Below are 14,496 nucleotides of genomic sequence, written 5' to 3'. Positions count from 1 at the left end.
CGTCGTCGACGCCCGGACGCCCCGTCCGTTCAGTTCAGGCGGTGCACACGCGACCCCCGTCAGCGGCCAGGCTGGCCAGGGAGCAGACCTTCAACAGCGGATAGTGCGGCCCCATCACGGCGGCGGCGGTCTCCGCCGAGCTGTCCACCGGCACGTTCTGGGTGGCGTGCGGGAAAGCGGGCACCGGCAGCAGGTTCCGCAGCAGCACCATGTGCGGAGCCGCCGGATACGAGACGGAGAACGGCAGGAAGGTCGCGTCGTCCACCGCCTCGATTGCCGTCCGCTGCTGCTCCCTGCCGAGCACGTACGTGTAGTAGCCGTGTCGGTCGAGCCGGGTGTCGTCGTCGTAGCGGCACCCGAGGCTCGCCGGCGCGTCGGTGAACCGGTTGATCACGACGGGCTTGACCTGGCCGCCGAGGTTGGTGCACATCGAGAAGTAGCGCAGGTCGGCGTGTCGGCGCGGCCAGACGCCCGGATGGTTGCCGGTGACCGCCCGGGGTGCCCGACCCCGGATCACCAGCACCTGGTCCGCCGCTGGCGGGCTGACCCAGGTCCCGAGGTAGGCGTTGTCCGGGTTGGGGGCGAGGTTCTCCACCTCCGACGTCCGGGTGAAGAGCTTCTGCCCGGTCTCCTCCGGCAACCCCGGCCCCCCGGGATGCCCCGGCCCACCGGGCCCGCCCGGCCCACCGGGATGACCGGGCCCGCCCGGCCCACCTGGATGACCGGGGCCGCCGGGGCCAGGACCGCCGGGGTGGCCGGGTCCGCCCGGTCCGCCGGGGTGGTGGCCGGGTCCGCCCGGTCCGCCCCCGGGATGCCCCGGCCCGTCACCGGGACCGCCCGCGCCGGACAGCCCCGCCTCCCGGGCGTCCGCCTTCGCCGGGGTGGTGGAGGTGCTGCTGCCCGACGAGCAGGGCGGCAGGGTCTGCGACACCCCGTCGAGGGTGAGGGTCATGGTGGGTAGGGCGACTGTCGTGTCACCACCGGCCGGCAAATAGACCCGGAAGATGACCGATGCCTTCGCGCCGGGCAGGGCGTCCTCCCGGGCCAGGGGCAGCCGGTTGGTCTGTCCGAAGGCCACCTCGGGGGTGATGGTGAGGGTGAACCGCCCACCCGGCGCGACACCGGTCTGCCACGGATTCTGGCTGCCCGCGTCCGGTGCGATGAGGTAATCCGGCATGCTGGAGCTGACGCCATTACGGGTGAAGTACGTGGGCTTGTCGTCGTACACGTTGAAGGACGCGTACCTGGCGTCGGGAAAGACCCCGGAGAGGGTGATTTCCAGGCCCGGCGTGACCGGATAGATGGTCGACCAGTAGGTGGCGGCGGTGTCCGGCCAGTAGGCGTTCAGGCTTGTCGCCCCATACTTCGACGACCAGGCGCAGGTGGGCATGGTGACGCCGGAGCCGACGGCGCGCTCTGCCTCGGCGGGGGTGGCTACCAGGGGAGCGGTCAGCGCGATCAGCCCTGACAGCAACAGAAGTCGCCGACGCGTGGCCTGCGTCGCCTGTGCGAGTACGGATGGTGGCATGCGTCGACTTGATCAGAAACATGTGTCGACGTAGTTACTCTCACCGTCAATTAACGTTGCTGTGTCGCGCGTTTTTGGCCTATCTGTGAACAATTTTCCGGCAGTGACGATTATTTCGGAAAAGCCACTTCCAGGGGTCCTGGTCGGCTGGTGCGGTGGAGTGTGGACAGAGGTCGGGACTCATCCGTCACCGCGGGGCTCCGTCCCGGCCGGGCGGGGGTACGGCGTGCCCGGCCGCACCCCGCCGTACGGGTCAGGCCTGGGCCGGGACCCGGGTGAGCAGCGCCGCGATCCGGCTCGCCACCCCCGGGGCGCGCAGGTGCAGCCGGGCGACGTTGACGGTGTCCGTGCCGATGACGGCGAGCAGGGCCTGCTCGCTGACCGCGTAGACGCTCAGGTAGCCGCCCTGGTTGCGTACCGTGGACTGTTGGAAGTCGCCCTGGCCGAGCCGCATGCCGACCTGCCGCCCGAGGCCGAAGGTGGTCGCGGCGAGCGCGGCCAGGTCGTTCGGGTCCACCTCGTTCTGCAGGTTGTGCGTGATGAGCAGGCCGTCGACGCCCCCCAGAACGCAGCCGTGCACCCCGGGGATCTCGTGCCGCAGTGCCGCCAGCTCACGACTGATCGCCGGGTACGGCAACGAGCGGTCCCCGGCCAGCGACGGCGGGAGCGGCCGGGCGGCGGGCAGGGTGGCGGCGCGGGCGGAACGGCGGGGCAGGATGGTCTCGGTCTTGTCCGCGGTCACAGTTCCAGGCTCTCCTCGATGATGCGCAGCTGGTGCCGGGCCATGGCCAGGTTGGCCCGGCTCTTGCTCACCATCAGGTAGAGGAAGAGGCCCTTGCCGGTGCGGCCGGTCAGCGGGCGGATCAGGTGGTACTGGCTGCCGAGCGTGATCAGGATGTCCTCGATCTCGTCCTCGATCTTGAGCATCTCCAGGGTGCGCATCTTGGCGCGGACGACGTCGGTGTTGCCGGCGGCGGCGACGGTCAGATCGATCTCGCCGGTGCCGCCGGCCACGCCGAGGGTCATGCCGCTGTTGTAGTCGACGAGCGCCACCCCGATCGCTCCGTCGATGTTCATCGCGTTCTTCAGGGCGACGTCCAGGCTAGCCACGGTGGTGTTCTCCCGCTTCGACAGGGCGGCGCCGTCGACATCGTCGTCGTCCCGCCCAGGTGGCGGGCGGTGGGCAGCGCCGCAAGAGGTCTGACGAGGCTCGCACACACCCGGGTCGGTCGCACTCGGTGCCGCCGCATCGGGGCTGTCCGGCCGACCCGGACCGCCCGGCGGTCCCGCCAAGAGGACCAGGCCGAGGGATGGTTCATCGCGGGGCGAACTGATACCAAGTGCCTGGTCGGGACGGTAGGGCCGAAAGTCTCTGATCCGGGGGCCACCGCGTGCCACGACCGTCCCGGCCGTGGACACCACGGACGACGGCTCAGCCGGACCAGGCGACGGTCCGGGCCGTCCGGTCGAAGTGCCTGGTCAACTCCGCGTCGAGGCGCTCCATCCGGCTGCCGTCCAGCGTCACCGTCGGCTCCTGCGGGGTGCGGGCGGTGAGCATCCGGTGGCGCAGCCCGGCCGGCGGGTGCGCGGCGAACAGCGACGCCTCGTCGCGGACCGACAGTTGGCGGACCAACGGCATCCGGCCGGCAGCCGCCGTCCGGGCCAGCGCCACCCCCGACCGCCACGCCGCCGGCCCGTCCCCGGCGCGCGAGGCCTGCCGCACCACCCGGGCCACCGCGTCCCCGCTGAGCAGGACGTCGAGCAGGTTACGCGCGCCGTCGGTGCCCGCCACCCGGGCGGCCAACTCGTCGGCGAGGTACTCGGCCCGCTGGCCGTCCCGCAACGCCGTCCAGACCAGCAGCAGGTGGACGCCGAAGAGCACCCGGGACAGCGCCCACGACATCGCCCGGCCCGCTGCCTCGCCGAGCAGCTCCAGCAACCCGACGTCCCGGCGGGCGGGGGACGGCCGGAACAGGTCGGCGGCGTCACCGAGCATCGTCAGCGCGGGCTGGGTGACCAGCAGCCGGCGTACGTCACCGTTGACGAAGTGCGCCAGTTCGTGACCGATCAACGCGACCCGCTGCGCCCCGTCGAGGGCACCCCACAGCGGCAGACCGAGACAGAGCACCCGCTGCCGCCGCAACCCCACCGACGTCGAGTAGGCGTTGAAGCTGCCGTCCACCCCGACCACCTGCGGCACAGGCGCGCCGATCGCCGCCGCGACCTCCGCGACCAGCGCGTGCAACTCCGGCGTCTGGGAACGGTCGAGCACCTCCAGATCGGCGTCCAGCCGCCCCAGCCGGGGCCGCAGCACCACCGCCAGCGCGATCAGCGCCACCCCGAGGAGGACCGCGACATTCGGAAAGGGGTACGCGACGAGCAGCCAGCAGCCGAGCCCGGCCAGCGTCGGCACCCCGACCGTCAGCAGCAGCGAGACGGTCGCCGTCACCACTCCCGCGGTCCCCGGCCCGGTCGACTCCAACGGACGGTCGACGAGCGCGGCGTACTGCCGACGGTTCAGCCGGGCGGCGATCCGGTGGGTACGCCTGTCGACCCGTCCCCAGCCGAACTCCGGTGCCCGCCGCCCCGGGTCGTAGCCGTCCAGGTTCCACTCGCAGTCCGGGCACCAGGGCATCGCCGCACGGATGGACACGGTCGCCGTGGTGCAGCGCGGACACGTCCCCGTCATGATCACGACGTTCGATTCTGCCTGGGCGTGCGGCGTCGTACCACCGGCTTTCCGGCTCCTCCCGGACGCGTCGCGGCGGCCCCGCGACCCGGGCCGACGCGGTGTCGCCGGGGGTTTTTCCGGCGGCGTCCGGGCAGGTCAGGACCGATTTTGCGATTTCGCCCCGGAGCCCGCCGAGCACGTCTACTGTGGATGTGGTCGCGACCAATTGCGGCGATCCGGTGGCGGTCGGGCTGCGCCCGGTGCACAGTGATCTCATGAACGACAGCGGAAGTGGTGGGCACTACTACTGGTGCACCCGACACCACCGGGTCGAGACCGATGCCGACGTGTGCCCTGCCAAGCACGTTCTCGGACCGTATCCCTCGGCTGCCGACGCGGAGAACGCCCTGCAGAAGGTGCAGGAGCGCAACGAAGCGTGGGAGGCCGAAGATGCCCGCTGGGCCGGGGAGGGCAACTGAACGGCGCGGGACGGCCCGCGTCGAGGACTCCGTGCCTCCGTGAGGAGGCACGCGGGAGCATGTCCCCAAGGAGGGAACCGAGATGGCCGAAGCAGCAAAGGCCACCACCCGCCCGGCCGCGACGAAGACCGCCGCCGCGCAACGGACCGCAGGCGCGACCCGGAGCACCGCGGCCCGCCGCTCGACCACGACCACGGCCGCGGCCCGCAAGGCGTCGGCCGGCCGGGCGACGGCGAGCGCGGCGGGCGCCGGCTCGGGCCGGACCCCGTCCACCGGCACCGCCCGGAAGACGGCGACCGGCACGGCGAAGAAGGCCCCGGCCGCCAGGAAGGCCCCCGCCTCGAAGTCGACGGCGAAGAGGGCCCCGGCGGCCCGGAGCACCGCGTCGAAGTCGACCGCGAGAAAGGCCCCGGCGAAGAAGGCCGCCAGCAGGACCACCGCCGCCGCCCGCACCACCGCCGGGGCGGCCAGGAAGACCACGGCCGCCGCCCGGAGCACGGCGGCGAAGAAGACCACCGCGGCGAAGCGGACGACCGCGGCGGCGGCGAAGAAGACCACCGCGACCGCCCGGACCGCCGCCAGTAAGACGACGGCCGCGACAAAGACCACCGCCGCGAAGAAGGCGATGCCCGCCAAGAAGGCGATGCCCGGCACGAGGAGCACGGCCGCCAGGAAGACCACGGCCGCCAGGAAGACCACGCCGGCGAAGACGACGGCGGCGAGGACCACGGCCGCGAAGAAGAGCACGCCCGCGAAGAGGACCACCGCGGCCACGAAGGCACCGGCCCGTAAGTCGAGCGCGAAGACCGCACCCGCGTCGAAGTCGACCGCGAAGGCGGCGCCGGCCCGCAGGACCAGCGCGACGGCCACCCGCAAGGCGGCGGCGAAGAAGACCACGGCCACGACCGCCCGCAAGGCCACCGCCCGTAAAGCCACCGCCCGCAAGGCGCCCGCACGGACGGCGGCGGCGCGGGCCACCGCACCGACGCGCGCCCGCAAGGCCACCGGCTGACCGTACGGAGCCTGCGGCCCGCCCGCCGGAGAGCGGATCACGCGGCACGCTGCCAGGATTGACCCGTGGTCATCCGACGTGTGCTCGCGCCCCGCATCGACTTCGGCGCGCTGCGCCGTGAGCTGGGACTGCCTGACGGCTTCCCGGCCGCGGCGCAGCGCGAGGCGGACGAGGCGGCCGACGCCCCACCGCCCGCCGTGGCCGACCGGACCGACGTCCCGTTCGTCACCGTCGACCCGGCCACCTCCCGCGACCTGGACCAGGCGATGCACCTCAGCCGTCGACCCGGCGGCTACCGGGTGCGGTACGCCATCGCCGACGTCGCCGCCCACGTACGCCCCGGCGGGCCGCTGGAGGAGGAGACCTGGCGGCGCGGGCAGACCGTCTACCTGCCCGACGGCAACGTGCCGCTGCATCCGCACACCCTCAGTGAGGGTGCCGCCAGTCTGCTGCCCGACGTCGACCGGGCAGCCGTGCTATGGACCATCGACCTCGACGCCGACGGGGCCACCGTCGCCGTCGGACTGGAACGCGCCCTGGTACGCAGCCGCGCCAAGCTGGACTACCCGGGCGTGCAGGTGGCCGCCGACGCCGGCCGGCTACCCGACCCGATCGCGCTGCTGCCCGAGATAGGTGCCCTGCTCACCGCCCGTGGCCTGCGCCGGGGCGCGGTCAACCTGCCCCTGCCCGAGCAGGACGTCGAACCCGACGGGGACGGGTGGCGGCTGGTGCTGCGCGGCCCCGGCCCGATGGAGGACCACAACGCCCAGATCTCGCTGCTCACCGGGATGGCGGCGGCGGACATCATGCTGGCCGGCCGGATCGGGCTGCTGCGCACCATGCCCGCCCCGAAACCGGAGGCGGTGGCCCGGCTGCGCGCGGCGGCGGCCCCGCTGGGCGTGCACTGGCCGGACGGGGTACGGGTCGGCGAGGTGCTGGCCGGGTTGGATGCCTCCCGGCCCCGGGCCGCCGCCTTCGTCGACCAGGCGGCCGAGCTGATGCGCGGTGCGGCGTACACGGCGTTCGACGGTGAGCTGCCGGAGCAGCCGGAACACGGCGGGGTGGCCGCCGCGTACGCCCATGTCACCGCCCCGCTGCGCCGGTTGGCCGACAGGTACGCCACGGAGGTGTGCCTGGCCCTGCACGAGGGGCGCGAGGTGCCCGGATGGGCCCGGTCGGCGCTGCCCCGGCTGCCGGAGGTGATGGCCTCGACCGACCGGACGGCGGGGGCGGCCACCCGGGGCGCCATCGATCTGGCCGAAGCGGTGCTGCTGGAACACCGGGTGGGGGAGACGTTCTCGGCGGCGGTGCTGGACGCCGACGTGCCCCCGAACGGCCAGGCGAAGCCCGGCCGGGTCCCCGGCGGGACGGTGGCGTTGGACGATCCGCCGGTACGGGCCCGCTGTACCGGGGACCTGCCGCGGGGTGAGCGGGTCACCGTACGCCTGGTCACCGCCGACCCGGTCGGCCGCAAGGTGCTCTTCGAGCGGGCCTGAACCCGGCCCCGGCCCCGGCGGCCCGGCCCGACAGCGCCCTACGCCGCTGGTGGCGTGGCGGTTTGCGAGGATGACGCCATGGCATACGACGCGAGCACCCTCCCCGACGTGTCCGGGCTGACCGTCGGCATCATCGGCGGCACCGGCGACCAGGGACGGGGGCTGGCCTACCGGTTCGCCCGTGCCGGCCAGCGGGTGCTGATCGGGTCCCGTTCCGCCGACCGGGCCGCCGAGGCGGCGGCGGAGATCGCCGCGCTGCCCCGGCTGCCCGCCGGGGCCGACGTGACCGGCGCGGACAACGACGAGGTGGCCCGCCGCAGCGACGTGGTGGTGGTCGCGGTGCCGTGGGACGGGCACGCGGCCACCGTCGGCGCGCTGGCCGGTCCACTGGCCGGCAAGATCGTCGTGGACTGCGTGAACCCGCTCGGCTTCGACAGGCAGGGCCCGTACGCGCTGCCGGTCGCCGAGGGCAGCGCGGTGCAGCAGGCGGCGGCCCTGCTGCCCGACTCCCGGGTCTGCGCGGCGTTCAACCACGTCAGCGCGCCGCTGCTGGCCGACCCGGAGATCGACCGGATCGACCTCGACGTGCTGATCTGCACCGAGGAACGGGAACTGGTCGACATCGTCGGCGCGTTGGCCGCCCGGATTCCCGGCATGCGCGGCATCTACGCCGGCCGGCTGCGCAACGCCCACCAGATCGAGGCGTTCACCGCGAACCTGATCGCCATCAACAAGCGCTACAAGGCCCACGCCGGCATCCGGGTCACCGACCTCTGACCCACCGTGCCTCCCCGCCTCCGTTCCCGTCTTCCGCTGCGATCCTGGAGGGAAACTGCCCCGCAGGGGGCCGGTTCCCTCCAGGATTCTCTGGCGGGTGGGGTCGTGCGGTGGGGTGGTGGTCAGAAGTTGGTGTCGACGCCTGCCTTTTTGCAGGCGGCGTTCGCCATCGCGCTGGTCTTCTGGAACTCGGGGGCGTCGGCGGCGGTGTCCAGGTTTGCCGCGGTCGCCGCCCGGCCGGACGCGGCCCCGAACGCGGCCAGCGCGGTGACCGCCTCACTGGTGGGGACGCCGGTGGTGGCCTTCGCCAACTTCTGCGCCATCTCCGTGTAGGCCTTGCGGATGGTCGGCGTGGGGTCGCCACCGGACGTCGCGGCCTTCATCACGTCGGCCTTCGTCGTGTCGGCGATCTTCTTGGCCGCCGTGCAGAGCTTCTTGTCGGCTGTCGGGTCGGCGGCGGCGGTCGGGCCGCCGGTGCTCGGGTCGATGGTGGTCGGGTCGGTGGCGGCCGACGGGGCCGCAGCGGTGGCCGACGCCGACGGTGCGGTAGTGGTCGACGGCTCCGCCTCGCTGCACGCCGTGAGGGCCAGCACGGAGACACAGGTCAGGACGACTGTTGACAAGCGAACATGATCCACGGGCGGAACCCTAGCCGCTCCCGCCGTACCACGGTCACCCCCCGGGCCTGCGGCGATCATCCCGGGCCGGGCCCTCGCCCGACCCGGCGCGGCGCGTACCGTGAGGCGCCCGAACCGGGCGGTTGATCGTTGCGGGGCGGTGGGGCGGGGGTGCCGCCCCACCGCCAGTGCTCAGAAGGTGTGCTCGGTGGCGGGGAAGTCGCCGCCGCGTACCTCGTCGGCGAACCGGCGGGTCGCCTCGGTCAGCGCCCCGGCCAGGTCGGCGTAGCGCTTGACGAACCGGGGGGCCTTCCCGGTCCGTAGTCCGGCCATGTCCTGCCAGACCAGCACCTGGGCGTCGGTGTCCGGGCCCGCGCCGATGCCGACGGTGGGGATCGCCAGTTCGGCGGTGACCCGCTTCGCGACCTCACCGGGCACCATCTCCAGCACCACCGCGAACGCGCCCGCCCCGGCCACCGCCCGCGCGTCGGCGAGCACCTCGTCGGCGGTGTCGCCGCGCCCCTGCACCCGGTAGCCGCCCAGGGTGTGTTCGCTCTGCGGGGTGAAGCCGATGTGCGCCATCACCGGGATGCCCGCCCCGGTGACGGCCGCGATCTGGTCGGCGCAGCGCCGGCCGCCCTCCAGCTTCACCGCGTGGCAGCCGCCCTCCTTCATGAACCGCACCGCCGTACGCAACGCCTGCGTCGGTCCCTCCTCGTACGAGCCGAAGGGCAGGTCGCCGACGACGAGGGTGTGCCGGGTCGCCCGCACCACGGCACGCACCAGCGGCAGCAACTCGTCGACCGTCACCGGCAGGGTGGTCTCGTAGCCGAACACGTTGTTCGCCGCCGAGTCGCCGACCAGCAGCGCCGGAATTCCCGCCTGGTCGAAGATCCCGGCGGTGTACTGGTCATACGAGGTGAGCATCGCCCACCGGTCGCCGCGCTCCTTGGCGGCGATCAGGTCGCGGGTGCGGACCCGGCGGGTGGCCGGCCCGCCGTACAGGGCGGTCACCTCGGTCGGGGTGGACTCCACCATGACTGTCTCCTTTCCTCGAGGCCGCTGTCGCGGTCCCCGGGTTCTGCCGCGATCGTCGCACCGCGCGACCTGTCGACGGCAGGGAACAGTGCAGGATTTCACTCCGCCGGGGCGACGCCGGCCGGGGCCGGCCGGCGTCGGGTTGCCCAGCCGGCCGGGTTGCCCAGCCGGCCGGGTTGCCCAGCCGGCCGGGTTGCCCAGCCGGCCGGGTTGCCCAGCCGGCCGGGTTGCTCAGCCGGCCGGGTTGCCCAGCCGGCCGGGTTGCTCAGCCGTCCTCGCGCCAGCGGTTGGTGATCGGCAGCCGACGGTCGCGGCCGAACGCCTTCATCGAGATCTTGGTGCCGGGCGCGGACTGCCGACGCTTGTACTCGGCGGTGTCCACCATCCGCAGCACCCGGTCGACGATCGCCGGGTCGTGGCCGGACTCGATCAGACCGGCCCGGCCCAGGTCGCCGTCGACGTAGCCGATCAGGATCGGGTCCAGCACGTCGTAGTCGGGCAGGCTGTCGCTGTCGAGCTGACCGGGGCTCAGCTCGGCCGACGGGGGCTTGCCGATGGAGTTCTCCGGGATCGGCGGGGTCTCGCCCCGGCGGGCCGCGTCGGCGTTGCGCCACTTCGCCAGCCGCCAGATCAGCGTCTTCCAGACGTCCTTGACCGGGTTGAACCCGCCGACCGAGTCGCCGTAGAGGGTCGAGTAGCCGACCGCCAGCTCACTCTTGTTGCCGGTGGTGAGGACCAGGTGGCCCTCCTGGTTCGACAGTGCCATCAGGATCACCCCGCGCACCCGGGCCTGAAGGTTCTCCACCGCCACCCCGGACAACGAGATGTTCGCCAGGAAGGTGTCCACCATCGGCTGGATCGGCTCGATCCGGTAGTCCAGGCCGGTGCGCTTGGCGAGGTCCTCCGCGTCGGCCCGGGAGTGCTCCGAGGAGTGCTGGCTGGGCAGCGACACGCCGACCACCCGCTGTGGCCCGAGCGCGTCGACGGCCAGCGCGGCCACCACCGCCGAGTCGATGCCGCCGGACAGGCCCAGCACCACCGAGGGGAACCGGTTCTTGTTGACGTAGTCACGCAGGCCCAGCACCAGCGCCTGCCACACCTCGGCCTCGTCGGCCACCGGGGCCATCAGGCTGCCGTCGGCCGCCGGCCCGGTCGGGGCCGCCGGCACCCCCTCGACGGTACGGCGTAGCACCCGCATCCCGTCGGCGAGATCCTCGGTGTCGGCGGCGTGCGGGCCCGCCCCGGCCAGCTCCACGTCGTGCACGAGCAGGTGCTCGACGAACTGCGGCGCGCGGGTGAGCAGGTCGCCGTCGGACGTGACGATCATCGAGTCGCCCTCGAAGACCAGCTCGTCCTGGCCGCCGACCATGTTGACGTACGCGATCGGGGCACCGGCCTCGGCGGCCCGGCGGCGCACCAGCGGCAGCCGGACGTCGTCCTTGTTCAGCTCGTACGGCGAGCCGTTGATGTTGACCACCAGACCGACGCCGGCCTGCCGGGCCACCGCGAACGGGCCGCCGGCCTGCCACAGGTCCTCGCAGATGGTCAGCGCCACGTCCACCCCGCCCACCCGGACCACGGTCAGGGTGTCGCCCGGCACGAAGTAGCGGTCCTCGTCGAAGACGCCGTAGTTGGGCAGGTGGTGCTTGAAGTAGTGGGCGACCACCCCGCCCCGGTGCAGCAGTGCGGCGGCGTTACGGGCCCCCCGGCCCGGCTGGGCGTCCCCGCTGACCTGCGGTGGCCCGTCGGCGTCCAGGTAGCCGACGACGACCGGCAGGTCGCCGAGGCCGTCGGCGGCCAGGTCGGCGGCGAGCTGCCGCAGCGCGGCCTGCGAGGCGGCGACGAAGGAACGACGGAAGACCAGGTCCTCGACCGGGTAGCCGGTGAGCACCAGCTCCGGGAAGGCGACCAGCTGGGCGCCGGCGTCGGCGGCCCGACGGGTCCAGGCGCGGATCAGCTCGGCGTTGCCGGCCGTGTCGCCGACGGTCGGGTTGACCTGGCACAGGGCCAGACGCAGGGTGGGCATGCCCTCATCTTGCCCCAGCGGCAGCCGGTCAATCCGGCGGCTCCGACGAGACGACCGCCACCCTTTCCCCGCCCCCGGGCCACCCGGCGTCGGCGGGCGGAGGCCGCCCGTCGATCCGGCCGTCGGGACACCGCAGGACGGGCGAGGGCAGGTCGCGTAACGTCTGCTTAACCAGGCCGGTGAAGACTGGGCGGTCAGGACGGACCGGCCGACCGGTGCCGGACGTACGTGGCGAGGGGTTGGGGAAGTGGACCGTCAGCAGGAGTTCGTCCTCCGTACGCTGGAAGAGCGGGACATCCGGTTCGTCCGGCTGTGGTTCACCGATGTGCTGGGCACGCTCAAGAGCGTCTCAGTGGCCCCGGCGGAGCTGGAGGCGGCCTTCGAGGAGGGCATCGGGTTCGACGGCTCGGCCATCGAGGGTTTCGCCCGGGTCTTCGAGTCCGACATGGTCGCCATGCCGGACCCGACGACCTTCCAGGTGTTCCCGTTCGAGGGAGGGGTCAGCGGCGAGAGCGCCCGGATGTTCTGCGACATCCTGCTGCCCGACGGCGGCCCGTCCTGGGCCGACCCGCGCCACGTGCTGCGCCGGATGCTGTCCAAGGCGGCCGAAAAGGGCTTCACCTTCTACACCCACCCGGAGATCGAGTTCTTCCTGCTGGAGAACGGCCCGCAGGACGGCTCGGTGCCCACCGCCGTGGACACCGGCGGCTACTTCGAGCACACCACGCACGCCGTGGCGCGGGACTTCCGCCGCCAGGCCGTGCTGGCGCTGGAGCGGATCGGCATCTCGGTGGAGTTCAGCCACCACGAGGTCGCCCCCGGCCAGCAGGAGATCGACCTGCGGTACGCCGACGCGCTGACCACCGCCGACAACATCATGACCTTCCGGCACGTGGTCAAGGAGGTGGCGCTCTCCACCGGCGTGCAGGCCAGCTTCATGCCGAAGCCGTTCACCGACCAGCCGGGCAGCGGCATGCACACCCACCTGTCGCTGTTCGAGGGGGAGCGCAACGCGTTCCACGACTCCGGTGACCCGATGAAGCTGTCGAAGGTGGCGAAGTCGTTCATCGCCGGCCTGCTGATGCACGCCCGGGAGTACACCGCCGTCACCAACCAGTGGGTCAACTCGTACAAGCGGCTGTTCCCGCAGGCGTTGCCGGACCGGATCACCGAGAGCCCGGCGTACGTCTGCTGGGGGCACCTGAACCGGTCCGCGCTGGTCCGGGTGCCGGCGTACGGCAAGCCGAACTCGGCCCGGGTGGAGGTCCGGTCGCTGGACTCGGCGACCAACCCGTACCTGGCGTTCGCCGTCATGCTCGGTGCCGGCCTCAAGGGCATCGAGGAGGGCTATGAGCTGCCGCCGGGTGCCGAGGACGACGTCTGGTCGCTGAGCAGCGCCGAACGGCGGGCGATGGGCTACGAGGCGCTGCCGGAGAACCTGTCCGAGGCGATCGACGTGATGGCCGGCTCCGAGCTGGTCGCCGAGGTGCTCGGCGAGCACGTGTTCGACTTCTTCCTGCGCAACAAGCGGGCCGAGTGGGAGCAGTACCGCCGCGAGGTCACCCCGTACGAGCGGCAGCGGTACCTGTCGCTGTAGTGCGTACCGCCGCCGGCCGGGGCCGTCGTGCCCGGGCCGGTGGCGGCCCGGCTGCCCCGGCGGCCCGCGTCTGCGCCGTTGCGGGGGTGTCGGAGGTGGCGCGGTGCCGCTATCGTCTCGATCACCGTGCCGGCACCTCCGCCGGGCGCAGGAGGTCGGGAGGCCGTCGGTGCTGGAAGATCTGCTCACCGGAGCATGGCAGAGCGTCGTGTTCGGTGTCGTCGGGGTGGCGCTGATGGCGGCCGGCTTCGTGGTGGTCGACGTGCTCACCCCGGGCAAACTGCGCGAGCTGATCTGGGTACGCCGCAACGGCAACGCGGGGCTGCTGCTGGCCGCCAACCAGCTCGGCGTGGCCGGCATCGTCTTCACCGCGATCGTCACCAGCTACGACGACTTCGCCAAGGGGCTCGCCTCGACCGTGGTCTTCGGCCTCATCGGGCTGGCCGTCATGGCGCTCGCCTTCGGCGTCCTGGACCTGCTCACCCCGGGTCGGCTCGGTGAGGTCATCTGCTCGGACGAGCCGCACCCGGCGGCCCGGGTCAGCGCCGCCACCCACTTCGGCGCGGCCCTGATCGTCTGCGCCTGCATCGCCTGACCCCGGCCGCCCGCGCGGCCCGTACCGGCTGGGTCACAGGGCCGACGTTGCGGTGTCCCAGTGCGCCGGACACCGCAACGTCGGCCCTGTCGTGTCGATCCTCGGCCCGCCGGGTGGGGCGGGCCGCAGGTGGGTCACCTGCCGGGCGTACCCTCCGGGCCGCCGTGGTGGCCGCGGCCGGCCGGACCCGGGAAGACCCCGGCCTCGACGGCCTTGGTGATCGCGTCGGCCTGCTCCTGGGTGAGCTTGCCGTCCTTGACCGCCTGGGCCAGCCGCTCCGCCAGCTTCTCCTGCCGGTCCTCCGGTGACGGGCGCTCCGGCCGGTCACCCTTGGGCCGGTGCTGCTCGCGCACCTTCTCCAGGGCGGCGGTCACCTTGTCGGTGTCCACCCCCAGCTCCTTGGCGAGCGCGTCGGCGAACTCGTTCTGCCTGTCGGCGCGCTGCTGCTGCCGGTCGGTGCCCTGGTCGGCTTCACTGCTGACGCCGGCGGTCGGGGTCGCCGACTCCTCGGCGAAGGCCACCGTCGGAGCGGCGATCCCCACCCCGAGCAGGCCGGCGGCAGCGAGGCCGACCAGCAGCTGCTTCCTCGACATCGTGCGGGACATCGGTCCTCCATGGGTCGGTGGTGCTGTTGACGTCACCGACAGTGACCATCGAACC

At 73.0% G+C, this 14,496-nt stretch carries 13 protein-coding genes; 4 read left to right on the top strand and 9 right to left on the bottom strand.

Annotation, left to right across the window (positions count from 1 at the left end; genetic code table 11):
* Positions 1 to 34 precede the first annotated feature (34 nt).
* The 5 genes from Q2K16_RS33225 to Q2K16_RS11955 all read right to left on the bottom strand — a co-directional run bounded on the left by Q2K16_RS33225 (position 35) and on the right by Q2K16_RS11955 (position 5,683).
* Positions 35 to 1,528 carry a hypothetical protein gene (locus Q2K16_RS33225; RefSeq protein WP_489671878.1) on the bottom strand — a complete coding sequence of 498 codons (1,494 nt, stop codon included), beginning with the start codon at positions 1,526 to 1,528 and terminating at the stop codon, positions 35 to 37.
* A gap of 253 nt (positions 1,529 to 1,781) precedes the next feature.
* Entirely contained in the window at positions 1,782 to 2,270 is a 489-nt protein-coding gene (locus tag Q2K16_RS11970) for a roadblock/LC7 domain-containing protein (RefSeq protein ID WP_302745413.1), read from the bottom strand.
* Positions 2,267 to 2,638, bottom strand: a complete 372-nt coding sequence (locus Q2K16_RS11965) for a hypothetical protein (protein ID WP_302745411.1) — start codon at positions 2,636 to 2,638, stop codon at positions 2,267 to 2,269. The genes Q2K16_RS11970 and Q2K16_RS11965 overlap by 4 nt, the downstream gene beginning before the upstream one ends.
* 322 nt (positions 2,639 to 2,960) lie before the next feature.
* Positions 2,961 to 4,181 (bottom strand): M48 family metalloprotease, encoded by a 1,221-nt coding sequence (locus Q2K16_RS11960; protein WP_302745410.1) that lies wholly within the window; start codon positions 4,179 to 4,181, stop codon positions 2,961 to 2,963.
* Between the two features lie 38 nt (positions 4,182 to 4,219).
* Complete coding sequence (locus Q2K16_RS11955; RefSeq protein WP_302745408.1) at positions 4,220 to 5,683, bottom strand: hypothetical protein; 1,464 nt, start codon at positions 5,681 to 5,683, stop codon at positions 4,220 to 4,222.
* A gap of 72 nt (positions 5,684 to 5,755) precedes the next feature.
* On the opposite strand from Q2K16_RS11955, the gene Q2K16_RS11950 reads away from it, so the two are divergent.
* Together Q2K16_RS11950 and npdG are read left to right on the top strand one after the other, a co-directional pair.
* Positions 5,756 to 7,186, top strand: coding sequence for an RNB domain-containing ribonuclease (locus tag Q2K16_RS11950; protein ID WP_302745406.1), 1,431 nt, complete (start codon positions 5,756 to 5,758; stop codon positions 7,184 to 7,186).
* 78 nt (positions 7,187 to 7,264) lie between these two features.
* Positions 7,265 to 7,963 (top strand): NADPH-dependent F420 reductase, encoded by a 699-nt coding sequence (gene npdG, locus Q2K16_RS11945; protein WP_302745404.1) that lies wholly within the window; start codon positions 7,265 to 7,267, stop codon positions 7,961 to 7,963.
* 122 nt (positions 7,964 to 8,085) lie between these two features.
* Here the strand turns inward: npdG and Q2K16_RS11940 are convergent, their stop codons facing one another.
* The 3 genes from Q2K16_RS11940 to Q2K16_RS11930 form a co-directional block, all read right to left on the bottom strand.
* Positions 8,086 to 8,586: a hypothetical protein gene (locus Q2K16_RS11940; protein WP_302745403.1), complete on the bottom strand. Its 501-nt coding sequence runs from the start codon at positions 8,584 to 8,586 to the stop codon at positions 8,086 to 8,088.
* Between the two features lie 186 nt (positions 8,587 to 8,772).
* Positions 8,773 to 9,618: a 3-methyl-2-oxobutanoate hydroxymethyltransferase gene (gene panB / locus Q2K16_RS11935; protein WP_302745401.1), complete on the bottom strand. Its 846-nt coding sequence runs from the start codon at positions 9,616 to 9,618 to the stop codon at positions 8,773 to 8,775.
* A gap of 265 nt (positions 9,619 to 9,883) precedes the next feature.
* The gene (locus Q2K16_RS11930; protein ID WP_302745399.1) at positions 9,884 to 11,644 is read right to left on the bottom strand and encodes an NAD+ synthase; all 1,761 of its coding nucleotides are present in this window, start codon (positions 11,642 to 11,644) and stop codon (positions 9,884 to 9,886) included.
* 247 nt (positions 11,645 to 11,891) lie between these two features.
* Here Q2K16_RS11930 and glnA point away from each other — a divergent pair, with 247 nt between their 5' ends.
* Together glnA and Q2K16_RS11920 are read left to right on the top strand one after the other, a co-directional pair.
* Positions 11,892 to 13,241, top strand: coding sequence for a type I glutamate--ammonia ligase (gene glnA / locus Q2K16_RS11925; RefSeq protein WP_088644813.1), 1,350 nt, complete (start codon positions 11,892 to 11,894; stop codon positions 13,239 to 13,241).
* A 169-nt stretch (positions 13,242 to 13,410) separates the two neighbouring features.
* Entirely contained in the window at positions 13,411 to 13,836 is a 426-nt protein-coding gene (locus Q2K16_RS11920; RefSeq protein WP_302745397.1) for a DUF350 domain-containing protein, read from the top strand.
* A gap of 134 nt (positions 13,837 to 13,970) precedes the next feature.
* Here Q2K16_RS11920 and Q2K16_RS11915 read toward each other — a convergent pair whose 3' ends face one another.
* Positions 13,971 to 14,441, bottom strand: coding sequence for a hypothetical protein (locus tag Q2K16_RS11915; RefSeq protein WP_302745395.1), 471 nt, complete (start codon positions 14,439 to 14,441; stop codon positions 13,971 to 13,973).
* Between the last annotated feature and the right edge of the window lie 55 nt (positions 14,442 to 14,496).

Source organism: Micromonospora cynarisoli, from assembly GCF_030518815.1.
Classification (GTDB): domain Bacteria; phylum Actinomycetota; class Actinomycetes; order Mycobacteriales; family Micromonosporaceae; genus Micromonospora; species Micromonospora wenchangensis.
Note: the sequence above shows the minus strand (reverse complement) of the source record. Positions and strands in the feature narration are given on the sequence as shown.

Bases quoted from the DNA above. Each gene is read 5' to 3' on its own strand.
- Q2K16_RS33225 (WP_489671878.1), bottom strand. From the start codon at position 1,528: ATGCCACCATCCGTACTCGCACAGGCGACGCAGGCCACGCGTCGGCGA.
- npdG (WP_302745404.1), top strand. From the start codon at position 7,265: ATGGCATACGACGCGAGCACCCTCCCCGACGTGTCCGGGCTGACCGTC.
- panB (WP_302745401.1), bottom strand. From the start codon at position 9,618: ATGGTGGAGTCCACCCCGACCGAGGTGACCGCCCTGTACGGCGGGCCG.
- Q2K16_RS11930 (WP_302745399.1), bottom strand. From the start codon at position 11,644: ATGCCCACCCTGCGTCTGGCCCTGTGCCAGGTCAACCCGACCGTCGGC.
- Q2K16_RS11915 (WP_302745395.1), bottom strand. From the start codon at position 14,441: ATGTCCCGCACGATGTCGAGGAAGCAGCTGCTGGTCGGCCTCGCTGCC.